The 24,101-nt window shown below is 42.9% G+C and carries 20 protein-coding genes and 1 riboswitch; of the genes, 5 read left to right on the forward strand and 15 right to left on the reverse strand.

Annotated features, from left to right (window positions below; genetic code table 11):
- Nucleotides 1–324 precede the first annotated feature (324 nt).
- Nucleotides 325–1,212 (forward strand): LysR family transcriptional regulator, encoded by an 888-nt coding sequence (locus QYG89_RS06160; protein WP_404315682.1) that lies wholly within the window; start codon nucleotides 325–327, stop codon nucleotides 1,210–1,212.
- A gap of 34 nt (nucleotides 1,213–1,246) precedes the next feature.
- Here QYG89_RS06160 and QYG89_RS06165 read toward each other — a convergent pair whose 3' ends face one another.
- The 6 genes from QYG89_RS06165 to QYG89_RS06190 form a co-directional block, all read right to left on the reverse strand.
- Nucleotides 1,247–2,791: a BCCT family transporter gene (locus QYG89_RS06165; protein ID WP_404315684.1), complete on the reverse strand. Its 1,545-nt coding sequence runs from the start codon at nucleotides 2,789–2,791 to the stop codon at nucleotides 1,247–1,249.
- A gap of 153 nt (nucleotides 2,792–2,944) precedes the next feature.
- Nucleotides 2,945–4,024, reverse strand: a complete 1,080-nt coding sequence (locus QYG89_RS06170; protein WP_404315686.1) for a tartrate dehydrogenase — start codon at nucleotides 4,022–4,024, stop codon at nucleotides 2,945–2,947.
- Between the two features lie 19 nt (nucleotides 4,025–4,043).
- Nucleotides 4,044–5,495 (reverse strand): aldehyde dehydrogenase family protein, encoded by a 1,452-nt coding sequence (locus tag QYG89_RS06175; protein WP_404315688.1) that lies wholly within the window; start codon nucleotides 5,493–5,495, stop codon nucleotides 4,044–4,046.
- Nucleotides 5,488–6,570: an aromatic ring-hydroxylating oxygenase subunit alpha gene (locus QYG89_RS06180; RefSeq protein WP_404315690.1), complete on the reverse strand. Its 1,083-nt coding sequence runs from the start codon at nucleotides 6,568–6,570 to the stop codon at nucleotides 5,488–5,490. Before QYG89_RS06180 ends, QYG89_RS06175 begins: the two co-directional genes overlap by 8 nt.
- 106 nt (nucleotides 6,571–6,676) lie before the next feature.
- Nucleotides 6,677–6,919 carry a ferredoxin gene (locus tag QYG89_RS06185; protein ID WP_404315692.1) on the reverse strand — a complete coding sequence of 81 codons (243 nt, stop codon included), beginning with the start codon at nucleotides 6,917–6,919 and terminating at the stop codon, nucleotides 6,677–6,679.
- 12 nt (nucleotides 6,920–6,931) lie between these two features.
- Entirely contained in the window at nucleotides 6,932–7,939 is a 1,008-nt protein-coding gene (locus tag QYG89_RS06190; RefSeq protein WP_404315694.1) for an NAD(P)/FAD-dependent oxidoreductase, read from the reverse strand.
- A 267-nt stretch (nucleotides 7,940–8,206) separates the two neighbouring features.
- On the opposite strand from QYG89_RS06190, the gene QYG89_RS06195 reads away from it, so the two are divergent.
- Nucleotides 8,207–9,607 (forward strand): sigma-54 interaction domain-containing protein, encoded by a 1,401-nt coding sequence (locus tag QYG89_RS06195; RefSeq protein WP_404315696.1) that lies wholly within the window; start codon nucleotides 8,207–8,209, stop codon nucleotides 9,605–9,607.
- Between the two features lie 65 nt (nucleotides 9,608–9,672).
- Here QYG89_RS06195 and QYG89_RS06200 read toward each other — a convergent pair whose 3' ends face one another.
- Nucleotides 9,673–10,485: a YitT family protein gene (locus QYG89_RS06200; RefSeq protein WP_404315698.1), complete on the reverse strand. Its 813-nt coding sequence runs from the start codon at nucleotides 10,483–10,485 to the stop codon at nucleotides 9,673–9,675.
- 360 nt (nucleotides 10,486–10,845) lie between these two features.
- Between QYG89_RS06200 and QYG89_RS06205 the strand changes: the two genes are divergently transcribed.
- The gene (locus tag QYG89_RS06205) at nucleotides 10,846–11,637 is read left to right on the forward strand and encodes a DUF2935 domain-containing protein (protein WP_404315700.1); all 792 of its coding nucleotides are present in this window, start codon (nucleotides 10,846–10,848) and stop codon (nucleotides 11,635–11,637) included.
- Between the two features lie 215 nt (nucleotides 11,638–11,852).
- On the opposite strand, the gene QYG89_RS06210 is transcribed toward QYG89_RS06205, so the two are convergent.
- The 4 genes from QYG89_RS06210 to QYG89_RS06225 form a co-directional block, all read right to left on the reverse strand.
- Nucleotides 11,853–12,716 carry a permease prefix domain 1-containing protein gene (locus QYG89_RS06210; protein WP_404315702.1) on the reverse strand — a complete coding sequence of 288 codons (864 nt, stop codon included), beginning with the start codon at nucleotides 12,714–12,716 and terminating at the stop codon, nucleotides 11,853–11,855.
- A gap of 15 nt (nucleotides 12,717–12,731) precedes the next feature.
- Nucleotides 12,732–13,058, reverse strand: coding sequence for a PadR family transcriptional regulator (locus QYG89_RS06215; protein ID WP_404315704.1), 327 nt, complete (start codon nucleotides 13,056–13,058; stop codon nucleotides 12,732–12,734).
- A gap of 463 nt (nucleotides 13,059–13,521) precedes the next feature.
- Nucleotides 13,522–14,739 carry a CynX/NimT family MFS transporter gene (locus QYG89_RS06220; RefSeq protein ID WP_404315706.1) on the reverse strand — a complete coding sequence of 406 codons (1,218 nt, stop codon included), beginning with the start codon at nucleotides 14,737–14,739 and terminating at the stop codon, nucleotides 13,522–13,524.
- Complete coding sequence (locus tag QYG89_RS06225) at nucleotides 14,739–15,434, reverse strand: FadR/GntR family transcriptional regulator (RefSeq protein ID WP_404315708.1); 696 nt, start codon at nucleotides 15,432–15,434, stop codon at nucleotides 14,739–14,741. Before QYG89_RS06225 ends, QYG89_RS06220 begins: the two co-directional genes overlap by 1 nt.
- A gap of 339 nt (nucleotides 15,435–15,773) precedes the next feature.
- A riboswitch (Lysine riboswitch) is annotated at nucleotides 15,774–15,952 on the forward strand.
- 99 nt (nucleotides 15,953–16,051) lie between these two features.
- Here QYG89_RS06225 and QYG89_RS06230 point away from each other — a divergent pair.
- Nucleotides 16,052–17,494, forward strand: coding sequence for an amino acid permease (locus QYG89_RS06230; RefSeq protein WP_404315710.1), 1,443 nt, complete (start codon nucleotides 16,052–16,054; stop codon nucleotides 17,492–17,494).
- 332 nt (nucleotides 17,495–17,826) lie between these two features.
- On the opposite strand, the gene QYG89_RS06235 is transcribed toward QYG89_RS06230, so the two are convergent.
- Nucleotides 17,827–18,330, reverse strand: coding sequence for a flavin reductase family protein (locus QYG89_RS06235; protein ID WP_404315712.1), 504 nt, complete (start codon nucleotides 18,328–18,330; stop codon nucleotides 17,827–17,829).
- Nucleotides 18,331–18,482: 152 nt separating this feature from the next.
- Between QYG89_RS06235 and QYG89_RS06240 the strand changes: the two genes are divergently transcribed.
- A complete protein-coding gene (locus QYG89_RS06240) occupies nucleotides 18,483–19,859 on the forward strand; it encodes an amidase (RefSeq protein WP_404315714.1) in 1,377 nt (458 codons plus the stop codon).
- 107 nt (nucleotides 19,860–19,966) lie between these two features.
- Here QYG89_RS06240 and QYG89_RS06245 read toward each other — a convergent pair whose 3' ends face one another.
- The 3 genes from QYG89_RS06245 to QYG89_RS06255 form a co-directional block, all read right to left on the reverse strand.
- A complete protein-coding gene (locus QYG89_RS06245; protein WP_404315716.1) occupies nucleotides 19,967–21,004 on the reverse strand; it encodes an aromatic ring-hydroxylating oxygenase subunit alpha in 1,038 nt (345 codons plus the stop codon).
- A gap of 70 nt (nucleotides 21,005–21,074) precedes the next feature.
- Nucleotides 21,075–22,517: an aldehyde dehydrogenase family protein gene (locus tag QYG89_RS06250; protein WP_404315718.1), complete on the reverse strand. Its 1,443-nt coding sequence runs from the start codon at nucleotides 22,515–22,517 to the stop codon at nucleotides 21,075–21,077.
- A gap of 101 nt (nucleotides 22,518–22,618) precedes the next feature.
- Nucleotides 22,619–24,046 carry an amino acid permease gene (locus QYG89_RS06255; RefSeq protein WP_404315720.1) on the reverse strand — a complete coding sequence of 476 codons (1,428 nt, stop codon included), beginning with the start codon at nucleotides 24,044–24,046 and terminating at the stop codon, nucleotides 22,619–22,621.
- Between the last annotated feature and the right edge of the window lie 55 nt (nucleotides 24,047–24,101).

Genomic DNA, 24,101 nt, shown 5'->3' on the forward strand with positions numbered 1-24,101 from the left:
CCGCTTTCAATCTGCCAGTTCACTAAACTTTTAAATGTTTCAATATCTAAACTTTCATCCTGCTTGAAAGGTGTAATAACCGGTGCAATCGACCCTTTTAATTTTTCTTTTGCCGCTTGAACTTTTGTCAGTTTTGACATGTCTCATTCTCTCCTTTTTTACAATCGGTTTGGATCTTCGTTTAATGGAATAATGAATTTCCAAATATTTTTAAAAATTGGTGGAATCGTTTACATAAATAACTTATCATATTAGTTAAAATATTATAAATATTTAAAATGTTAGTTATCTATATGAAAAAAGTATACAAGGAGGACGCTATACTTGGACATTCGGCAAATCCGCTACTTTGTTACGATCGCAGAAGAAGGTCAAATTACGAAAGCTGCTAAAAAGCTGCACATGGCCCAGCCGCCGCTCAGTCAGCAGTTAAAGATATTAGAAGGGGAACTTGGTGTTTTATTGTTAGAACGTAAAGGAAGAAGCCTTGAATTGACCGAGGCAGGGAGAGTCCTATATAAAAAAGCAAAATATTTGCTCGCGCAAATGGATGAAACGGTGACTGAAGTGAAAGAAGTCGGCGACGGATTAAAAGGTGTTTTATCGATTGGTTCTGTCAAAACATGCTTCTCCTATATCCCGGATCGTTTTCGCCATTTTAGGGAGAACTATCCCCAAGTAACATTTCGTTTAAAGGAAGGCGACTCTTCTTTAATGGCACAGTATGTGAGAAGCCGTGAAGTGGAACTTGCCATCGTCCGTCTTCCTCTAGACATGGAAGAATTCTCTTACCTTCCACTGCCAACAGATCCATTTGTCGTCATCATGCCCGGTGACTGGGAGAGCAAACCCATTATATCCATCAATGAACTCGACGGCATGCCGCTTATGCTGCTTCATCGTGTGAGCGGCGTCGGCCTTTATGAGCTTGTTGTCAATGAATGCAAAAAACATGGATTCCAGCCAGATGTTATTTGTGAATGCCCCGATGCGTCCATGCTGCTGTCACTTGTCCGCACAGGACTCGGAGCGGCCTTGCTGCCAAAATCAACCTTGCTCTCTTTTCCAACAGATGACTTAAAAATTGTTGAAATCCAAGACCACGTCATCCATTCGGAATCTGCGGTCATTTGGCTAAAAGACCGCTATCTATCAAAAAAAGCAGAGCGATTCCTTGAAACATTTCAGTCAGCCCAATCTGCCACAAACTGAAAGAAAGTGAGACCGCCGGGGCGGTCTCACTTTCTTATAATGCTTTTTTTTCAGATACTATTAGTCGTTCTTGCTTTTCTTTATTTTTTTTTACGGATATATGAAGCAGTTCCGCTTTCAGCCCTTTATAGGTTGAGTAACACATGATCAGCATTAAAACGGCGAGTGGGACAGCTGTAGCCACAAGTGCCGATTGAAGACCTTGTAAACCACCTGTCATAATTAACACGACCGAGATAGCAGCAATAACGATTCCCCAAATAATCTTTGTCCGGTGAGCCGGATTGGGGTTTCCATTTTCACTAATCATCCCTAATACAAAAACAGCTGAGTTTGCTGATGTAATAAAGAAAACAAGCACAAGCACCATTGCCAATATACTTAGAAACGAACTCATTGGCAAATAATTAAAAAATTGAAATAAGGCAGATGTTACATCGGTTGATACGGCGGTAGCAAGTGCCTTTTCCCCCATGTTTTGAATAAGATGGATGGCTGATCCTCCCATTACTGCAAACCAGAAGAAAGAACCAAGTACAGGAATAAAGACAGCTCCCATCATAAATTCTTTAATTGTTCTGCCTTTAGAAATTCTGGCAACAAAGCTGCCGACAAGCGGGGCCCAAGCAATCCACCAGCCGAAATAAAACAACGTCCAGCTGGCAATCCAGGAACCATCGCTATAAGGCTCAGTTCGGAATGACATACCGATAAAGTTTTGAACATAATCGCCAATCCCCTGGAAAAAAATTTTAAAAATTGCTTGTGTCGGTCCGAGAAAAAGTACAAACCCTAACAAAGCAAAAGCTAGCAGCATGTTAAGATTGGATAAATGTTTCATTGCCCCCTGTAATCCTGAAACAGTAGACGCTACATAAATAACTGTCACAATAACAATGATGATTGCCTGAATATTAATATTCACCGGCAGCCCCCACAGAAAATTTATGCCGCTGTTTACTTGCAGCGTACCAAATCCCAGTGAAGTAGCTATTCCAATAACAATGGAAAGAATGACCACTACATCAATCATCTTGCCGATAGGACCTCTGATTTTATCTCCAATCAAAGGATAAAAGACAGAGCTCAATGAGGACGGAAGTTTTTTTCTAAACTGAAAGAAAGCTAAGGAAACTCCTACGAGCGCATAACAGGCCCAAGCGGATACGCCCCAGTGCAAGTAAACGAATTGCATAGCGAGCTTCGCCGATTCCTCGGAAGAGCCTTTGCCAAATGGAGGGTCAATATAATAGGAGACAGGTTCTGCTACACCCCAGAATACGAGGCTAATGCCGATGGAAGCACTGAAAAGCATGCCAATCCAGGTGGCCGTTTTATACTCGGGCCGATCGGCATCATCGCCTAAACGGATGTGACCAAATTTCGACAGCCCGATATACATACAAAAAGCAAAGAAAATAAACACGCTTCCAAGAATAAACCACCCTAAATTGTTGTAGATAAAACCAAGTGACGAATTGGAAAATTTCTCCAATTGTTTCGGTGCAAATACACCAAAGCTGATTAATAATAAGCTGACCGCCAAAGAGGTATAGAACACAGCTTTCTTGCTATTCACCTAACCACTCCTTTAAATTTTTCCAAATAGATAGCCTGATGAAAACGTTTTCTAAAATCAAAATGAAGAAAATATTTCGAGGTTTCAAAAAATCCTGTCGGTACCGCATAAAGAAACTTTTTCCCATACGATACCGACTTATTCATTTTAAAATCATTTGGCCGGAACTAATGAAGCAATAATATCTGTTACCCGGTCTCCTACTTCCGAAGTAGATGCCCTTCCATTCATGTCAGGCGTCAACACTTCATTTTCTAAAAGAAGCTGTTCCATCGCATCAAGAACGATTTTTCCATACTCTTCATAGCCAAAAAAGTCAAGCATCTGACTTGCAGACCAAATCGATGCAAGCGGGTTGCCAATCCCTCTTCCCGCGATATCTGGAGCTGACCCATGTATCGGTTCAAACATGGACGGATATTTTCTTTCTGGATTGATATTAGCACCTGCAGCAAGTCCAATACCTCCGGCAAGAGCGGCGCCTAAATCGGTTAAGATATCGCCAAATAAGTTGGATGTAACCACCACTTCAAAACGCTTCGGATCTTTAATCATTAGCATTGCCGCTGCATCTACAAGATAGGATGCCGTTTCTACTTCTGGATATTCTGCGCTTACTTCATCAAAGATTTGATCCCAGAATACCATTGAATAATTCAACGCATTCGCTTTAGAAATACTTGTCAATGATCGTCCTTCTTTTTTCGCCGTTTCAAATGCGTAACGGATAATGCGCTCTGTGCCTTTTCTCGAGAATACGCTGTTTTGCAGGACGACTTCGTGCTCCTGTCCTTTAAACAGCCAGTCGCCGGCACCTGAATATTCCCCTTCACTATTTTCACGAATGAACAGCATGTCAATATCTTCACGTTTGACATCCACAAGCGGCAAGTGCGCCCCTTTTAATAAAGTGACCGGCCGAATGTTCACATACTGATCAAAGCTTTTGCGGATTTTCAATAGTAAATCCCATAGTGAAATATGATCGGGAACACCGGGAAATCCAACAGCCCCTAAATAAATGGCATCAAATTCTTTCAGCTGTTCAATTCCATCGTCATCCATCATTTTTCCATTCTTTGTGTAAAATTCGCACCCCCACGGAAAATAAGTAAAATCAAATTGGAAGCCTGAATCAAGTTCAGCTACTTTATTCAATACTTTAATTCCTTCATTAATGACTTCAGGACCAATACCGTCTCCGGCAATGACTGCTATTTTAAATGTTTTCACGGTAATCTCCCTCGTTTTTTCAGCTTTGGTTCCAAACAACTAATTTCATTTCCGTCATTTCTTCCACTGCATATTTAATGCCTTCTCGTCCTGTTCCACTTTCTTTGACTCCGCCATATGGCATTTGATCAACGCGGTATGTCGGCACGTCATTGATTATGACCCCGCCTACATGCAGCTCCTGTGAAGCGTACAGAGCATTCTTAATATTATTTGTATAAATCCCTGCCTGCAATCCGTAGCGAGAATCATTTACCAATTCAACCGCCTCTTTAATACCGCTTATTTTATTAATGATGACAACGGGAGCGAATGCTTCCTGACATGACACTTTCAATCTGCGGTCAGCACCTGTAACAATAGTCGGCTCTAAAATACCATTTTGCAGCTTGCCTCCTGCCTCTATCTTGGCATTGCTCTCCTTCGTCTCTTCAATCCAGCCCAATACACGCTCTGCCTCCCCTTTGTTAATCAATGCGGAAATGTACGTGTCCGGATCAAGCGGATCGCCGACTTTTAGCTTCTTCGCTGCTTCCGTAAATTTCTCAACGAACTCGTTGTATACCTCTTCATGGGCATATACCCGCTGAAGAGAAATACATACTTGTCCCTGATTTGAGAAAGCTCCCATGATGCAGCGTTCAATGATTTCATCAATTTTAACATCTTTGTCAATAATAAGTGCCGAGTTAGAGCCAAGCTCAAGCGTTGTCTTTTTTAATCCCGCTTTACTTCTGATGCCAATGCCAACGCTTGGACTTCCTGTGAACGTCACCATGCTTACGCGGTCGTCCGCTACGATGGCTTCTCCGACCATTCCTCCTGGCCCCGTCACGACATTCAGCACGCCTGCTGGAAGACCTGCCTCTTCAAATACTTCTGCAATAAAGAGAGCGGACAGCGGTGTTTGTGATGCCGGTTTTAACACGATTGTATTACCTGCTGCGATGGTCGGCCCGACTTTATGCGCAACAAGATTCAGCGGAAAGTTAAACGGTGTGATCGCCCCGATGACACCAATCGGCTCTCTTACCGTATAGCCGATGCGGCCGACGCCGCCTGCCGCCGCATCAAAAGGAATCGTTTCTCCATGAATTCTTTTGGCTTCTTCAGCAGAGAACTTGTACGTTTCGATTGTTCTCGCCACTTCTGCCTTGGCAAACACAATCGGTTTGGCAGACTCCCGAGAGATGATTTCAGCTGCTTCATCTGCTCTTTCTTTTAAAATGGCAACGACTTTTTCCAGAATTTCTGCCCGCTTGTAAGCCGGCATTTTGCCGATGACTTCGCGCGCATTGTAAGCAGCTGTGATGGCCTGCTTTGTCAATTCCTCGTCTGCCATCGCAATTTGTGCAATTTCTTCTCCGGAATAAGGAGAGTAAAGCGGAGCGTACGTTGGTGCTTCTATTTTTTCACCATTGATCAAAAGAAACTGTTTCGCCGATTTTACTTCTTTCACTAATTTACTCATTGAGGGCCTCCAATACCATTTCATGAAATTGAACAATTGCTTTTTCTGAAGAAGAATATCTGCCTTTATTAAACGCTCGGGAACGGAAACCAATTTGTTCAAGCTCGACTAATTCCACATCTTCTTGGCGGACTTGTTCAGCAAATGTAACTAAGTCCTTTTCTTCCTGAGTCAGGTTTTCATCACGGAAATAATAAGTGTAAACAGCCAGCGTATTTTCGTGGTCAATCGGCAGCATTTGAATCGTTGCCATATTGCCAGGCCCCGGATAAATAGTTACCATCAAATTCGGCCATAGCCAGTAGAATGAACCGCCCGGCATTTCCGACTCGCTTAGGTCAACTGCCCCATAGTTTTTGTCAGGCTTTACGATTGACCCTTGGTAAGAGTAATTTTCACATGTAATAATCTGATAATCATTCATGTCGAGCGTCGCAACAAAACTTGGATGAGCGACATGGCAGTGGTCACATTCTAAATAGTTGTCAATAAACGCTTTCCAATTCGCTTTAATGATCCGTGTTTTTTGGCTTGTTCTTTTTAACTCGCTTAAAAATGGGAACTTGCTTAACTTTTCGAAAAAATCACCGTAAGATTCTTTAAGCGGCTTTGCATGATCATCCAAGTTGACAAAGATTAAAGACTCCATAATTTCCATGCGGACGGATCGCAAACAAGCGTCCTGCACACAAGCTGCATCTTCTCCTCTGAAGTTCGGCGCTTTGTTTAATTTTCCGTCTAATTTGAATGTCCAGCCGTGATAGCCGCACTGAAGGATTTTTTTCTTTCCTGATTCACTTCGTTCAAGCTTCGTCGCACGGTGCGGACAGACGTTATAGAATGCACGGATTACCTCATCTTGACCGCGAGTGACGATAATCGGTTCTTTAGCGACTTCAGTCGTAAAGAAAGCTCCCGGCTGTTCTAGCTGACTAACATGACCCACAAGCTGCCAGGATTTTGCGAAAACAAGATCCATTTCCTTATCTAATACTTTTGGATCTGTGTACATATCGTATGTCATCGTTCTTTCAAATGTCCGAGTTGTCGCATTTTCTACTTTGTTATAAGCCATTTTTCATTCTCCTTCGTAAAAAAAATGATGATAAAGTCATAGTGATATAGCTGAATGAATTACTTCATTGTTGGTATTACTAGTTTTAAAGGGATTGCTGTTAAAGCTACACCGTCTTTTGGCATATAAAGGGCTGATGCGCTGTCTTAATGGATTCTGTCGGACAGCCATCTAAGGCATCCTCTAAATCCTCTTCAAGATCTTCCGGTACTTCCATAACCCCTTCATTGTTATCAAGCACCGCAAAGGCAAGCCCTTCATAATCATAGTCAAATAGCTCCGGCGCTGTTGCTCCGCATGCCCCGCAGGCAATACATGTATCCTGGTCAACCATTGTGTATTTTGCCATTGCGCTGCCTCCTTATATTTTTACTTTCTCCCCCATAATGCTCGTGCTGTGAAGCGGCTGCACCTTGGCAGACGGATCAATATACACTTTCGCATTACTGACAGCCGTCGGTGCTTCACCAAAACCACTTGCAATCAGTTTTACTTTTCCTTCGTATGTGCAAATATCTCCAGCAGCGTAAATTCCCTCAATATTTGTTTCCATGCGAGAATTAACCGCAATTGAATTCCCTTGAATTTCAAGGCCCCAATCTTTAATCGCTCCCAACGAAGAGACAAATCCGTAGTTGACTAGCACATCATCGGCTTCGATTTCAAGCGGCTCGCCGCTCTTCGTTTCTGTCACAACTACTTTTTCAATATTTTTCTCACCGACAAGTTCCACTGGCACATACGGGGTTAAAATTTCTACTTTTGACTGTTTCAACAGCTCTACACTATGCTCATGAGCGCGAAACTTGTCCCTCCGATGAATGAGTGTTACTTTTTCTGCAATTGGCTCAAGCATCATAGCCCAGTCAACCGCTGAATCTCCTCCCCCGAATACGACTACTTTCTTGCCAGTGAATTGACTTAGATCTTGTACAAAATAATGGAGGTTAGCGCTTTCAAATTTCTCCTCACCTTCTATGTTCAGCCTGCGCGGCTGGAAGGCCCCATTTCCAGCTGTAATAATGACGGACTTAGAATAATGGGTTTCCTCATTGGTCGTAATGGCGAATGCTCCATCCGTCGTACGTACAATACTTTCTACTGATTGTTCAAGACAGATCGTCGTTTCAAACTGATTCATCTGCTCAAGTAGTTGATCAATAAGTTCTTGCGCCCGCACTTTTGGAAAGCCGGCAATATCATAAATATATTTTTCAGGATACAAAGCGGACAACTGTCCCCCGAGCTGCGGAAGACTTTCAATAATCTTCACTGAAGCCTGTCTCATTCCCGCATAAAAAGCAGTAAACAAACCGACCGGCCCGCCTCCGATGATAGTAATGTCGAAAATTTCATAATTATTCTCCATACTCATTCCCCCTTACACAAACATTTTTCAAACGCTTCGGACCTTCGGAACATTTTAAATAGTCTAATAATTTTTGACAGATAGATTCTTTGCTGTCTGTCGATTTTATATATGCAATTAATGTGCCATTTTATAAAAACCGCAAAAATATTGGGAAAATATTAAAAATTCGTTACAATTCCCCCGAAATTGAGTTATATTTAACTCAATATAATGAATAACTAGTCAAAAACAACTCACTTACGTTAGGAAAGAGAGGATCATGCGATGCCACGTGTAGATGATACAAGCAGTGTAGAGATGACACTGCAGACTCTGTTGAAGATTCTCGACCATTCTTTAGATGAAATTTTTGTACTTGACGGCGAACAGCGGATTCTCTATGTCAACAAAGCATGTGAGCGCCATTACGGCTTGAAACCCGAAGAGGTCATTGGTAAATACAACGTTGATCTATTTGAGAAAGGCTACTGGAAACCGTCTATTGTACCGGAAGTATACAAGAGGAAAAAACCTTGTTATATAAAGCAGCAGACGTATATCGGCGCGGAACTGATGACGTCGGCGATCCCAATTTTGAATGAGGAAGGAGAGATAGAGCTTGTCGTTACAACATCGACGGAATTAAAAACGTATAAAATGGGAAAAGCCAATAAAGATGACACTGAGTCAAATTCCACTCATTCAAAAACCGAAGCAGATCGGATGATTACTAACAGCGGAAAAATCAGACAAATCCTTGCGTTCTGCGAAAAAGTAGCGCCAACGGATTCAACCGTTTTAATTCAAGGAGAATCAGGAACAGGAAAAGGGGTACTCGCCCATTTTATCCACAAGATCAGTAAACGGAAAAACAATCCGTTCCTGACAATTAATTGTGCAGCCATTCCCGAAGAACTGCTTGAATCGGAACTGTTCGGCTATGCCAAAGGTGCGTTTACCGGCGCCAGCAAATCAGGAAAACCCGGCCTGATTGAAGTAGCTGATGGCGGCACTTTGTTTCTAGATGAAATTGGTGAAATGCCGCTTGCTCTGCAGGCTAAACTTTTGCAGGTCATTCAGGATAAGCAGTTCATTCCCATAGGGGGAAGCGAAATAAAAAAAGTCGACATTCGTATTATCGCTGCGACTAATCAGAATTTAATAGATATGGTGAGCGCCAAAAGATTCCGGGAAGATTTATTTTATCGACTCAACGTCATCGACATTCATCTGCCGCCATTACGAGAGCGAAAAGAAGACGTCATTCCGCTTACGTACAATTTTCTAAATAAATTTAATGAAAAATATCACGAAAACAAAGTCATTTCAGAGGAATGCTTAAACATATTGATTCACTATCCGTGGCCAGGCAATGTACGCCAGCTCGAAAATTTGGTTGAGCGTCTCGTCGTTATCAGCGATTCTATTATCCAAGTGACCGATCTGCCAGATATGATCACTGAAAACGCAGGGACTGTTACACAGCTTGCTCTTCCCCATTCACTGGATCAAGCACTTGAAGAAACAAAACGGACCTTAATCAGAAGATCCTATCAAACATATAAATCATCGAGAAAAGTCGCTAACGACTTAAGTATCAGTCAGACCAAAGCATCAAAGCTCATCCGGGAGTATTGCAGTGATTTAATTAATAAAAACAGCAGTGATCGTCCCAGCAGACAGTAACCCCTCTTACTTAACGAACAACAGACAGAAAACAAGCCTTTTCCAATTCGGAAAAGGCTTGTTTTCTATAATGTCCGATGAAACGAACCAACGACTTCCACGGTCTGCGTGACGTTCACAAACGCACTAGGGTCTGCTTCTTGTATCATTTTTTTCACATCTGTGAGCTGGTAGCGCGTAATGACGGTAAGGAGTACAGCCCGGCCTTCGCCTGTATAGGCTCCTTCGCCGTTCATTTGTGTAACGCCGCGATACACATTCGCCAGAAGTTTTTCTTTCACTTCTTCCCCTTTGGCGGTAATAATCATCAGCGTCAGCTTCACATGGCTTGTATGGACCATATCAACTACTTTTCCTGTCGCATAAATAGCGACCATCGTATTCAGCGCAGCATCCCAGTTGAAAATAAAGCCAGATGCCAGCACAACCCCTCCGTTCATCACTGTTAAAACCGTTCCAAGCGGAAAGTCTTTTTTCTTCGTGAGAAGCATCGCAATAATATCAAACCCGCCTGATGAGCCGGAAGCCCGGAATACGAGACCAACACCGAGTCCTGTGATTACTCCCCCAAACAATGCGGATAAAATGGGCTCCGTTGATACTTCGACGATTGGAATAACATACAAACTAACTGAAACCGCTAAAACTGATACTATCGTGTAGCAAATAAAGCGCTTTCCAAGTTTAATAAAGCCAATAATCAAAAGCGGCAAATTCAGCAGCAAGTTCACCACACCCGTATTCAAAGGGGTGATCAATCCAAACATAATGGCGATGCCACTTAGTCCGCTGCTCAGCACCTCATGTGGAATTAAAAAAAAGTTATAAGCTACTCCTACTAAAAATGAGCCAAATAAAATAACAAAAATGTTCTGCATCCCACATCCCCTTCTTTCATCCACTATTTGGTGAACTTTATTATAAGTGAAGAATTGGGAATTTCTGAGATGATAGTTTTTTCTGAAATAGCTGACAGATGTCGCTAACCGTCTGACTTTTTCTTTTTTCAATATAAAAAATCTGATCCGTATCTGTTATATTTTTGCATGCATTGATCGAACCGGTCCAGATTCCCTATTCCTGAAGACATACACCCTCTTCTTTACTTATTTGTTTATGTTGAACTGCCACAATAAGATTCAAGTGAGATCAGTCACTTAGCTTGTCCAGACATGTTTTCATAAATAGACGAATACCTTAAATTAAAATACAGCTTTCTTAACAGGAGGTATCCGCTTATGGCAGACATGTTCGTCAGCCGCTCGTTAGAAGAAATCCGCTTCTGGTCAAGAATTATGAAAGAGCATGCATTATTTTTAAGCTTAGGTTTTAGCTATACTGACAAACAACTCATTGAAGAAGCGCAGCACTTTATTGCTTTGTTTGAACGAATTGAAGAGCAGCTGAGCCAATACTCCAACAACTCTGATCCTCAGCAAATTAGAGCGTTTAATACGCATGTCTGCCAGGCTGCTACAGCGATCTGGGCGTATAAAAGAAAAGTCCTTGGGCTTACACTGCAATGTAAAATCAGATCAAACAACTTTCCTCTCTTAGTCGATCACATCAGCCGAGAGGCCGCTTATTTCGCCAACCGCCTGCAAGATTTAAATGAAGGGAAGCTCAAGCCGCTTCCTGAAGCCATTATTAAAGAGAATGTGTTCTTTCTTAGAATCATGGCCGATCACGCTAAATTCATCGGTCACTTGCTCGACCCGTCAGAAAGAAAACTCGTCGACCAAGCACGGGAATTCAGCCATGACTTTGACCAATTACTCTTCCAGGCGGTTGATCTCGATTCAATGAGACCGCAATCAGAAACCGTGCCGATGCTCGATCAGTTTCTAGATCAAAACCGTGTATCCGTCGCTTCTTTGAGAGATTTCAAGAAAGCCGCGAGAGATTTGATTGAAGCCTGCAAAATTAAAAGTAACATTCACCCATTGCTTGCCGATCATACTTTCCGCGAAGCTGAACGCTTCCTGCATATTATTGATCAATTCGAAGCAAGTTTGACCGCAAAATCATAAAGTGTGCATATGTTCGTGCTTCCCGCTCACAAACTAAAGGTGATCACTCGTGCACAAACTCGAAAAACCAGCGCAAAATTTATGTACATTTAAAAAAGAAGGTATTCCAAAGTCATCATTTTGGGATACCTTCTTTATGTTATTCTTTGTTTTAGAATATGACGGGCTATAATGATGATCCTAAACCCGATATTCACCTTTTCTGACCTGTGCTTTTATAAAGCATTTTTCTTCCTAAACGGAATCGCCTCCATCAACACTTCGATGCCCGCAGCGAAGATAAAGACAATCCATGCGTACTTCCAACTGATAGAAAAGCCGAGAATCAAGAATAGAGCAAAGGCAAAGATCCACAATGCACCAGAAATACTGCCGCGTATCATTTGATACTCTGGATCGTGATATTTCGCCATGTATTTCATCCATTCTTCATTTCGTTTACTCCGGTCTTTTTCTGTCAGACCAAGAAACGTGTAAAGGCAAATAGACGGAATGGCGAACGGCAGCAAAGTGGCGATCCATTCTCCATTTCCAGTCGTTCCTTGAAAATACACAATACCTGACGTAAATAAACCAAACAATAGTCCCCCCGTTGCCGCTGAGTAGCCGGCTGCCCGCATTGGTTTCATTCCAAATTGATACTGCGATTCTTGAGTGAGTCCTAAATAAACGAGTGCACTGATTGAAATAAGCACGAACGGAAATAGAGTAGAAATGGTGATATAGTACTCTTCCATTTGAAATTGGACGAGCAGTGCGGTAATGATACCAAATAACAACATCCCCACGCTGATAACATAGCCAAACACATGCACTTTCGGGAGCGGCTTTTTATTATACATATGATCAATCACTTCGCACCTAGCTTTTACGCTAATATCCTCTGCTACTTTTGTTACATCTCCAAGTTCACTGATCGCTTTCTGAAAGGCTTCTTCCTCGTTCATTCCCGAATGAATCGATTCTTGAATTCTTTCTTGCAGGTTCACTTCCACTTCTTCCTTTAATTCTTTTAACTGATCGGATTCGGGAAAATCGGCAAACACTTGCTCAATATATTGTTTCACCTGATTCTTCATGATTTCACAACCTCTCTATAATAATTTATCGATCACGCTTTTCGTAAATTCCCAATCGTCACGGTTTCGTTGATAAAGAGTTTCACCAGAGGAGGTAATGCTGTAATACTTTCTTCTGCCTCCCTGCGTTTCGCTTCCCCAGTAAGAAGTCACACACCCATCCTGCTCAAGCCTTCTAAAGCTTGAATAAAGTGTCGCCTCCTTTAATTCATACTGCCCCTCGCTTTTCTCGATAATTTTTTTATAAATTTCATATCCATAACTGTCCCCTTCCTTTAAAATTCCGAGAACAATCGTATCTGTATGGCCTCTAATTAAATCCGACGAAATCTTCGCACCCATATACGTCCCTCCTACAACTACACTATACTTCATATTACTATGACAGTCAAAGTAATATTACAGGCATTATTTCTTTGCAGAAAAGTTCATTCTCGACTTTGCTGCATTAACAGTCTAGTTTGCATGAACCCTCAATCAAATATTTACCGTCCTCCCCCGTCACTGTTTGGCTGGCCCGTAGACTACTTTTCTAGTTATACCATTCCACTGCTTTTGCTCTCTTTCTTTATTTTAACGGGCGATACATGGCTGCAAGCAGTGGAACACAAAAAAGCTTCCCATCGCCGATCAACCATCGGTTACAGGAAGCTTTTTTAACTTGATATAAAAAATGGGCATGCTTTATACGTGGATTTTTACATTTTATGAGCGGCGATTACAACTTTATGAGCGGAAATCAAAACTTTCTGCACGCTCTCGTCCATTTTGTGCGCGTGATTCATAAAAATATGCGCACCGCTCGTCAATCCGTCACATATCCCTTTTTCCCAGCAGACATTCCGACTACAGAGATGAATGCTGATACTGCGGCAAGCATAACTAATGGAATCGTCCAGCTGTGGGTAAAGTCATGAAGCCAGCCCACGAAAACAGGACCGACAGATGCTAGGAGATAACCAAATGCCTGAGCCATTCCTGACAACTGCGCTGCCTCTTGGACATTTTTTGTACGCAGGGTGTAGAACATCATCGATAGACTGAATGCTGAACCCGCCCCGATGCCGATGAAAATGATCCACAACGGAAGAAGCAAGCCATCGTCTAGTAAAATACCAGCATATCCAGTGATGAACAGTGCAGACGTAATCACAGCCATTCCGCGCTGATCTTTCATTCGTCCGGCTAAGATCGGAACGATAAATGTAAACGGTAAAACAGCAAATTGCATAATGGAAAGCATCCAGCCAGCCGCATCCGCATCCAGCCCTTTTTGCTGCAAAATATCCGGCAGCCACGTAATAACAACATAAAACATGAATGACTGTAACCCCATATATAGCGTGACGTGCCAAGCGAGGCGTGAACGCCATAGCCGCCCACTTTTTCTAGTTCCTGCTGCACCTGTACTTTGCTTTCGCTGATGCCGTAATTGCGGAAGCCACAAAATAACCGCGATCGCGGCCAATACGGCCCATACGCTGAGAGCGCCGGACCAGCCAAACCCGGCAATCGAGGAGAGCGGCACACTAATACCTGATGCTATCGCTCCGCATAAGTTCATTGACACGGAATACACGCCCGTCATGACACCGATGCGTTCTGCAAAATGCTGTTTGATGAAACCCGGCAGTAAGACATTCCCGATCGCAATAGCCAAACCAATCAGCACTGTGCCGGCAAACAACGTGCTTACCCCCCCTGACGAACGAATCACTATCCCAGCGGCTAGAACGAGCAAAGAAACAAATAGCGTCAGTTCCATTCCGAAGCGGCGGGAAAGCCGTGGAGCAAACAGTGACAAGAAAGCGAAAGCAAGCAAAGGTACCGTTGTAATCGTACCAGCGATAGCATTAGATATCCCTAAACCGTCGCGGATTGCCGGCACTAACGGACCGACTGAAGTTAAAGGTGCTCTGAGATTTGCACCGATAAAAAGAATACCGATGACCAAAAGGGCCGTATGCCACCTTATTTTTGTTTTTGCTTGTTGGGACGATTCAATGACTTGCGGTTCTCCCATTATGATTCCTCCAAACTAGTAGTCAATACTTCTTTTAAATGCGCCATATATTCATTCACAGCTTCGGCTGCCTGCTCTTCGTTTTGCGTAACGATGCCGTCTACAAGCTTGCCATGAATGCGCTGATGGACATCCATATTAGGAGCCAGTTCAACGAGATTACGAACAGAAGAATGCAATGCATCCGTCATGTGATGATATAAATCGATCAACAAACGATTGTGAGCTGCATTTGCAACCGCCTGATGCAGACGGATATCCGCTTCGGCATAAGCCCGGTTATCTTGATCTCGGCTCGCCTGAAGACAAGCTTCCATATGCATGCGCAGCTGCCGGACATCTTCTTCACTCCGGCGGACCGCCGCTAACCGTGCAGCTTCCCGTTCAAGCGCATGCCTGACTTCTAATGTTTCCAGTAAATCCGACTTATACAGCCGGCGTTCAATGACCGCTCCGAGAATGCTAGATGAACAAACGCTGGTTCCACTCCCCTGCCTCGTCTGCAAAAGTCCGCTATGGACAAGAGCGCGCACCGCTTCCCGAAGCGTATTGCGGCTCACACCAAACTGTTCCATCAACTCCATTTCCGGCGGCAGCCTAGTACCGACTTCCCAAACGCCAGATTCGATTAACTCTTCCATCTGTAAAACAACCTGATCCACAAGCGAAACTCGATTCGCTTTTTCAATCTTCATTTCCACACCTCAAATTTGTAGGATGATTGGTTCATCCGAAAACTTATCATATGTAACATAAATTGTAAATAGCAAACAAGGCTCAAACACCAGATATTTCTTCTCAGTCTTTCAACCATTTTCATTCCCCGGCACTTACGATTGAGTAAGAGAACAGACAATAAACAAAAACCATTATTATTTTTTTACAATAACATTCTTGCCATTAGTGATTCCAAATCAATCTTTCAGAAACCTATCAAAATATATTTACTAAAGAAAACAAAGTAAAAAAATAACTATTGCAATATCAAAATTAATTAACTATAATTCTGATATCAATTGAATATTCCCATTCACCGATGGGATAGAGGCTGCAGCTTATAAAAGTAGAACAGACGAGATTCAATGAAATTTATGACTCTGCTTGAAAGGATGGGCTGCCGAAGTGTGGATCAATCATTGTTTATCCACGCTGGGGATGTTTTCGAACAGGAACATCACTGTCACGTTATGTAACGTGGAGAACTATCTTCGGAAGGATTAAACGGACTGATCAAACAGCCGTCGATCTTTTTCGACGGCTGTTTTTTTATCTTTCCTTTCAGTCTTCCTTCCTAGAAAAGGAGTGTACAACATTGGCGAATACATCAGCCCCAACCGAACTAAAAAGAACACTTAAAGCACGTCACCTGGCGATGATCTCCCTCGGAGGCTCCATCGGAACAGGCATATTTTTAGCGAGCGGCGGAGCCATTCATACGGCTGGACCAGGAGGCGCATTGCTCGCGTATACAGCGATCGGGATCATGGTTTATTTCTTAATGACGAGTCTTGCGGAAATGGCTGCCTACATGCCGGTTGCAGGCTCATTCAAAGAGTATGCAACAAAGTTTGTTGATCCGGCATTCGGCTTTGCTATCGGCTGGAATTACTGGTACAACTGGGCGATTACGATTGCTGCAGAACTTGCTGCAGTCGTACTGATTATGAAGTTCTGGTTCCCTGAAAGCCCTTCTATTATTTGGAGCGCACTGGCCCTTGTCATTATGTTTGGCTTTAATTACATGTCAGTTAAAGGGTTTGGCGAAGCGGAGTTTTGGTTTGCCCTCATTAAAGTGGTCACAGTTATTATCTTTATTATTACTGGATTTTTAATGATTTTTGGAATTATGGGCGGGGAATCGATCGGCTTTACAAACTTCACTATTGAAGATGCACCGTTCAATGGAGGATTCTTTACTATTTTGGGTGTCTTTATGGCTGCTGGTTTCTCTTTCCAAGGGACGGAACTGCTCGGCGTAGCGGCTGGAGAAAGTGAAAATCCGGAAAAGGCCATTCCAAAAGCAATTAACTCTGTCTTCTGGCGTATCCTGCTGTTTTATATTTTAGCGATTTTCGTGATCGGCCTGATCCTTCCATATACAGATGAACGTTTATTAAGCGACGCAGTTTCCGTCAGTCCATTCACACTCGTATTTGAACGAGCAGGATTTGCTTTTGCCGCCTCCGTTATGAATGCGATCATTTTAACCTCTGTATTATCCGCCGGCAACTCTGGCATGTACGCCTCCACTCGTATGCTCTGGGACTTAGCACGCGATGGAAAGGCACCAAAGTTCTTAGGTAAATTAGATAAAAGAGGCGTGCCGGTGAATGCCTTAATCGTCACAACGTTCATTGGCTGTTTTGCCTTTTTAACGACTTTCTTTGGAGATGGTGTTGTCTATGTCTGGCTGTTAAATGCTTCCGGGATGGCTGGATTCGTTACATGGCTCGGTATCGCCATTAGCCATTACCGCTTCCGCAGAGCTTATGTTGCTCAAGGCGGCGATGTAAACGAACTTCCATACCAGGCAAAATGGTTTCCATTCGGTCCCTTATTAGCATTGATCCTATGTATTTTCGTTATTTTGGGACAAAACCTCCAAGCCTTTACAGGCGGTGGAATCGATTGGAATGGCGTGCTCGTTTCTTATATTGGCCTGCCTCTTTTCTTAATCACTTGGCTCATCTATAAAGTAAAATACAAAACAAAATTAATTCCATTGCAAGACTGTGATTTAAGAAGAAAACATTGATAAACAAAAAAGCTGATCCTAAAAGGTCATTAAAAACGACTTTTTAGGGTCAGTCTCTGCTTAGATTAATTTTTTAATATGAATGTATCATTTTAGTGAACATGAGAGAAGTTCATCTTCTTACTTCAACGTTTTTTATTGTTTTCCAGTGGATGATGCCCATTTTCCCACAAAGTTCAAACGATAATTTTTCACTGAGGCGGTTGTAGCGGAAGGCGTGAAGACTCCTGCAGGGAAAGCGAAACGCATGGAACGGAAATCAACGGACAAGTTTAAAGAACCATACAAGGGGTGCCCTTAAAAGTTATACTTTTAGGACACCCCTTTCTCTATTATTTCCCACTATAAAACGCAGCTGGAATTGGACCGAAGAAGCGGCGGTGATAAAGCATTGGCTCTTTTTCTTTATGAATATGAATATCCGTCACTTTGCCAATTAACACTGTATGGTCGCCCGCTTCCACTGCTTGAAACGTTTCGCACTCCAATACCCCAAATGCCCCTTCAATAATCGGCAGACCGCTCTTGGACATTTCCCATTTACATTGACTGAAGCGGTCAATCCCTTTCGTTGCAAACGTTTTGCATAGCTCCTGCTGATTACCTGAAAGAACATGAACAGCGAACTTGCCGCCTTCCGTAAACGATTTAATAGTGGATACTCCATGATCAATAGACCATAGCACCATCAGTGGATCAAGCGAAACAGACGCAAATGAATTTACTGTCAGACCAACGGGTGTTCCATCTTTTGTTACTCCAGTGACGACTGTCACACCTGTCGGATAATTCCCCATTACTTCTTTAAACAAGTTTTGTTGTTCAGCCTTTTCCATTATTCATCTCTCCTTTGTTATATAACTATCGCGGATGTACAAGAAAATGAACAAAAACCTTTCTACTTTCTGACTTATTTCAATATTCCACTTATTATGACTCGTTCCATGGTAAGATGAAGGGGATGACTCAATAATCTTGAGGAGGATGGATGATGAAAAACCTAACGATTCGCGAGCTGAAGATGGGATATGAAAAGAAAGAATTTTCTCCTGTAGAAGCAACAAAGGCTTATTTAGAAAGAATTCATCAGCACCAAGACCTAAATGCCTTCATTACCGTATGTGCCGATGAAGCTTTAAAACAAGCAGAGATTTCTGAGAAAAAATTTTTAGCGAATGACTTCACAGGCATGTTAGAAGGAATTCCGCTTTCTTATAAGGATAACTTATATACGAAAGGCATTCGGACGACGAGCGGGTCAAAAATTGCAGAGAACTTCGTACCGGATACTAACGCTGGTGCCGTCCGTGCCCTTCAAAGAGAAGGAGCAGTCAATCTTGGCAAAGTGAACTTGCATGAGTATGCATTTGGCATCACATCAAACAACCCATTCTACGGCCCGGTCAAAAATCCATGGAACAAAGAATACACACCAGGCGGATCAAGCGGCGGGTCTGGAGCAGCAGTAGCAGCCTCTTTATGCGCTGCATCCATCGGCACCGACACTGGCGGATCGATCCGTATTCCAGCGGCTTCTTGCGGCATTGTCGGCTTAAAACCTACATATAACTTAGTAGACGCTTCCGGTGTCACAAACATTTCCTGGTCGATCGATCACGTTGGACCCCTTACGAGAAATGTAGATGATCTAGCCATGATGATGGAAGCGTTAACCGGCCGTTCTTACTTAGAAAACTTACAGGAAGACATTCGCGGCCTTAGAGTCGGTGTTCCTAACAATTATTTTAACGAGCAAATGGATACAGAAGCGGCTGCTCTTTACAAACAAGCACTTCATAACCTTGAATCGCTCGGAGCGGTGCTGATTGATATCGATATTCCATTTACGATGGATGACCTTTCCCTAATATTCGTTCTGGCCATTTCTGAGGCAGGCTTCGTTCATGAAAACAGCTTAAATACAAAGATCGACGAGTTTGGCGCAGACGTTCGTGCCGCCGTTGAAGCGAGCCGTACTTTCTCAGCCCTCGATTATATTAAAGCGTTAAAAAGAAAGGCTGAAATCACGGAACAATTTGAAAAGCTGTTCGGGAAGGTTGACGTCATAGCCACACCGGCCTTGCCGGATACTGCTCAGAAAATTGGTATTGAAACAATAAACATCAACGGCAAACAAGAACCATTATTCGATGCGATGATTCGCTATCCGTCCGTCTTCAACTTAACCGGTCAGCCTGCTTTATCAATCCCAACCGGCTTCGCCTCTAACGGCCTGCCAGCAGGACTGCAGCTCGCAGCCGCTTCCTTTAACGAAAACATACTCATCCGCGCAGGATATGCGTATGAACAAAGCTTCTTGAAAGAGTTTTATGAGAAGCGGGATAAAGTCTCATCACTTGTATAGAAATTAAAATAAAACAACGCGGAAATATAGCCGCGTTGTTTTATTTTGCTAATATACAGATAGATGGACAACAAAGAAAGCAAGCGTTTATCCACAGCCCGAATAGGTTATTTACCTTTCAAAGCCTTTTCAATCAGCTGATGAAAGTACACTTCAGCATTTTCAGTAGGAGAAAAGATTCCGTTCGCAAACGCTTTGGAACCTAGACCTTTCTGCAGCTCTTCTACTAATTCAAAGTCTTCCTGTCTCACTTGATCGACAAATTTAAAATATTCTTCTTTTGCTTCCGTGATCTCTTCATTAAGAGAATAATCACGGTAAATCCCCATAGATGTTTCTGCATCCAAAGGAACCACTTGAATCGTATTGACATTTCCTTCTCCTGGATAGACGTTAATCATCATGTTTGGCCAGATCCAATAAAAACGAGCAAGTTCACTTTCATCTTCACTTTGGCTCGATACCATATATTGATGAGTGAATTTATCATGCGTAGTCGTACAGAAATTAGATAAATCATAAGACTTAGCAAACCCAGGATGGGCAATGGCACAATGATCACATTCAAGATAGTTATCAATAACCGATTTCCAATTCGCCTTCACTACACGGCGTGTTTCCCTAATTAGTTTAACAGAGTTGAAGAATGAGAACTTTTCCATCTCTCCTAAAAACTCTTGATACGCTTCGGCAAGCGAAGGAGCATCATTATCTAAATTTACAAAAACAAGAGAGTGCTGCACTTCCAATCGGATCGATCTCATACAGCTGTGTGCTCCCAGCTCAGTTGTTTTAAAGTTAGGCGCTCTATTGATACTTCCGTCTAATTTGAACGTCCAGCCATGGTATTTACACTGCAGTATTTTTTTATTTCCCCCGTCACTCTGTTCTACTTTCATTCCACGGTGCGGGCAAATATTGTAGAAGGCCCGCAGCTCGCCGTCTTTGTCATGAGTAACGATAATCGGTTCCCCGGCAACGTCAAATGTTAAGAAATCACCCACTTTTTCCAGCTGACTCGCATGCCCAACAAATATCCAGTTCTTCGAAAAAATCTTTTCTCTCTCTTCCTTAAATACTTCTGGATCTACATAGCGTGAATAAGGCTGTGTTTGGCTAAACTGCAATTCTTCTTTTGTTGTCATAATAAAACCCCCTATTAATCATCTAGTTTGAAATATCAAGCATCTGTGTTCATGACATATTCCGTTCAATTTACATCCGATCCATATAAACCGTCTTGACTTCTGTATAAAATTCAACCGCACTCTTTCCTTGTTCCCGGCTGCCGGTGCTTGAGTTTTTGCAGCCGCCAAATGGCAATTGCGGTTCTGTTCCCGCTGTTTCCGAATTAACGTGTACAAGTCCTACCTCGGCATCTTCAATAAAACGCTGAGCCGCCGTTAAACTATTCGTACAGATCGCTGCACTTAAGCCATACTCTGTATCGTTAGCCATCTCTACCGCTTCTTCATAATCTTTAGCTTTAAAAAGAGCAATGACCGGGCCAAAAATTTCTTCACGTGCAATGCGGGCATCCCGTGGAACATTTTCAAACACCGTCGGCTGGACGTAGAAGCCGTTCTTCAATTCCTCTTCCGCTGGAATTTCGCCCCCGCATAAAAGCACCGCTTCTGATTTCCCAGCCTCGATCATTTCCAGCACCCCATCGCGCTGGGCTTTAGATACAGCCGGCCCGATATCATTTTCTTTATGGAGCGGGTCGCCGATTTTTAACTCCTTCGTGCGCTCGACAAGCCGATCACGGAATACTTCATAGATTCCTTCCTCGACAATGACTCGGCTAGTAGCTGTACACTTCTGCCCTGTCGATTTGAAAGCACCGCCCACAGCGATTTCCACTGCTCTTTCAAGATCGGCATCGGCAAGAACGACAAGTGGGTTTTTCCCGCCCATTTCCATTTGCACTTTCTTTCCATTGTCAATCGCCTGCTTTTGAATTTGACGCCCAACTTGATTGGAACCTGTGAATGAAATGGCCTTTATATCAGGATGGTTCACTAATTCATTACCAATGACAGAACCTCTTCCGAATACGCAGTTTACAACACCTGCTGGAAGCCCAGCTTCGTCAAATGCTTTCATCACATGATAAACAGATTTCGGTGTAAGATCAGCCGGCTTAATGACGACTGTATTCCCATAAATAAGAGCTGGTGCCATTTTCCATACAGGGATCGCGATTGGAAAGTTCCATGGTGTAATCAATCCAACCGGGCCGAGCGGTGTGCGGGTCGTATACAGAAATGTATCAGCATTCGCGGAAGGAATCACTTCTCCAAGTGGCTGCCGTGCTTCTGCTGCGTAATATTCAAAGATGCTTGCAGCCCGGTTTGCCTCTCCCATTCCTTCTGTAAATGTTTTTCCTTCTTCTTTGATTAAATCCTGTCCAATTTCTTCTACATTTGCTTTCAAAATCGCTGCGGCTTTTTGTAAATACGCTGCACGCTGTTGAAAAGAAAGCTTCTTCCAAGCAGGAAAAGCCTGCTTTGCAGCAGCCACTGCATCATGCACATCCGCTGCCGCACTTGACGAAAACTCTCCAAGGCTCTCTCCGTTATGCGGGCTGAGATTTTCTTTATACTCCCCTGTAGAGGGTTCTTTCCAGTGTCCATTGATATAATTTAAGTAACGCATACGTTTTCCTCCTATAGTCTTCTACTATTCATATATACTTAAATTTCTGTATGTTTTCTTTCTTTATCATGAGATCACAAAGCTCTCTGCACCCTTCATTTCTATTGAACTAGTTTATCTGGCTGTTCATTTGTTAAGGCAGATTCCCCGACCTTTCTTCTTGTGTATCTAAAGTAGTAAAATATATAGCAAGCTGCGACGAAACTAAATCCCCAATAGAGCGAAGTGCGCTGTGTCGGATCATAAGCTGTGAATACAAAAATGCCTAGACACATTATGAGAGCGAGAATCGGCACAAAAGGGAAGAGAGGGACTCTAAACTTCAGCTCCTCCACCTTTCCACCTTCTCGAATATACTGTTTACGGAACCTGTACTGTGCAAATGCAATCGCCATCCAAGTAAGCAGCCCGCCAACCCCGCTTATAGCAAGCAGCACCACAAATAATGTTTCTTCTGCTACTACACTAGTAAGCAGAGACAACAAGGCGAAGAAAAGAGTGACTAGTAAGGCATTCATCGGTACACCGCGCCGGTTAATTTTTCCAAACAAGGGATGTGCCATGCCTGTTTGCGAAAGAGAGAACAAGATCCTAGTACAAGCAAACAGACCCGTATTCCCTACAGAGAGAACCGCCGTCAAGATGACGAAATTCATAATATCCGCTGCATAAGGAATGCCTGTCATTTCAAATACAGTAACAAATGGACTTTCCAGCACTCCTGCTTCCTTCCACGGAACGATCGCTGACAAGACAAATGTTGCTAGAACATAGAAGAGCAGCACGCGCACTACGATGGTTCGAATGGCTTTTGGGATACTTTTTTGCGGGTTTTCTGTTTCACCTGCTGCAACCCCCATAATTTCTGATCCCTGGAATGCGTATACGACCGTCATCATCGATATAAATACTCCCGTAAACCCTGTAGGGAATAGTCCATCACCAACAAAATTAGTAAAAAACGGAGCAGATTGTTCCTTTAGGGGTATTAATCCAAACATCGCTGCACCACCGATAATGATGAACAGAATAACGGTAAGTACTTTGATACCTGAAAACCAGTACTCTGTCTCAGCAAAGCTTTTCGTTGTCAATGCATTTATAGCGAACAAAAGTATGGCAAATATGGTGCACCACACCCATACCGGTGTATGCGGAAACCATCTGGCCATGAGCAAACCAGCAGCTATAAACTCTAAGCCTACATAAAGAGCCCAGCTCATCCAGTAGGTCCATCCGATGACAAATCCAGTGGCCGGCCCGATAAATTTCGCTGCATGAGCCTGAAAGGAACCGGATACCGGCATCACCACCGATAATTCACCGAGGCAAACCATCACCAGATACATCAATAACCCGCCGACCAAATAGGCAACAATTGCTCCTGCAGGTCCGGCTTCACCGATCGCATAACCCGATCCTAGGAAAAGACCTGTTCCAATTACTCCACCTAAGGAGAGCATAAATAAATGTCTGCTTTTCATTGAACGCTGTAATTCTTTTGGCTGGTTTTCTTGTTCTGTTCGCATTAAATCCCCCATTTCTCACCTTTAATATGCTCTTTACATGATCGTGGTTAAGATA

The sequence above is a fragment of the Bacillus lumedeiriae genome (genome assembly GCF_044891285.1).
In the GTDB taxonomy this organism is placed as follows: Bacteria; Bacillota; Bacilli; order Bacillales; family Domibacillaceae; genus Pseudobacillus; species Pseudobacillus lumedeiriae.

Excerpts from the sequence above, each read along its gene's own strand:
- QYG89_RS06200 (WP_404315698.1), bottom strand. The coding sequence starts at position 10,485 with ATGCAGAACATTTTTGTTATTTTATTTGGCTCATTTTTAGTAGGAGTA.
- QYG89_RS06225 (WP_404315708.1), bottom strand. The coding sequence starts at position 15,434 with ATGAAGATTGAAAAAGCGAATCGAGTTTCGCTTGTGGATCAGGTTGTT.
- QYG89_RS06235 (WP_404315712.1), bottom strand. The coding sequence starts at position 18,330 with ATGGAAAAGGCTGAACAACAAAACTTGTTTAAAGAAGTAATGGGGAAT.
- QYG89_RS06245 (WP_404315716.1), bottom strand. The coding sequence starts at position 21,004 with ATGACAACAAAAGAAGAATTGCAGTTTAGCCAAACACAGCCTTATTCA.
- QYG89_RS06240 (WP_404315714.1), top strand. The coding sequence starts at position 18,483 with ATGATGAAAAACCTAACGATTCGCGAGCTGAAGATGGGATATGAAAAG.
- QYG89_RS06250 (WP_404315718.1), bottom strand. The coding sequence starts at position 22,517 with ATGCGTTACTTAAATTATATCAATGGACACTGGAAAGAACCCTCTACA.
- QYG89_RS06185 (WP_404315692.1), bottom strand. The coding sequence starts at position 6,919 with ATGGCAAAATACACAATGGTTGACCAGGATACATGTATTGCCTGCGGG.
- QYG89_RS06215 (WP_404315704.1), bottom strand. The coding sequence starts at position 13,058 with ATGGGTGCGAAGATTTCGTCGGATTTAATTAGAGGCCATACAGATACG.
- QYG89_RS06180 (WP_404315690.1), bottom strand. The coding sequence starts at position 6,570 with ATGGCTTATAACAAAGTAGAAAATGCGACAACTCGGACATTTGAAAGA.
- QYG89_RS06195 (WP_404315696.1), top strand. The coding sequence starts at position 8,207 with ATGCCACGTGTAGATGATACAAGCAGTGTAGAGATGACACTGCAGACT.
- QYG89_RS06255 (WP_404315720.1), bottom strand. The coding sequence starts at position 24,046 with ATGCGAACAGAACAAGAAAACCAGCCAAAAGAATTACAGCGTTCAATG.
- QYG89_RS06220 (WP_404315706.1), bottom strand. The coding sequence starts at position 14,739 with ATGGGAGAACCGCAAGTCATTGAATCGTCCCAACAAGCAAAAACAAAA.
- QYG89_RS06210 (WP_404315702.1), bottom strand. The coding sequence starts at position 12,716 with ATGAAGAATCAGGTGAAACAATATATTGAGCAAGTGTTTGCCGATTTT.
- QYG89_RS06190 (WP_404315694.1), bottom strand. The coding sequence starts at position 7,939 with ATGGAGAATAATTATGAAATTTTCGACATTACTATCATCGGAGGCGGG.
- QYG89_RS06175 (WP_404315688.1), bottom strand. The coding sequence starts at position 5,495 with ATGAGTAAATTAGTGAAAGAAGTAAAATCGGCGAAACAGTTTCTTTTG.
- QYG89_RS06205 (WP_404315700.1), top strand. The coding sequence starts at position 10,846 with ATGGCAGACATGTTCGTCAGCCGCTCGTTAGAAGAAATCCGCTTCTGG.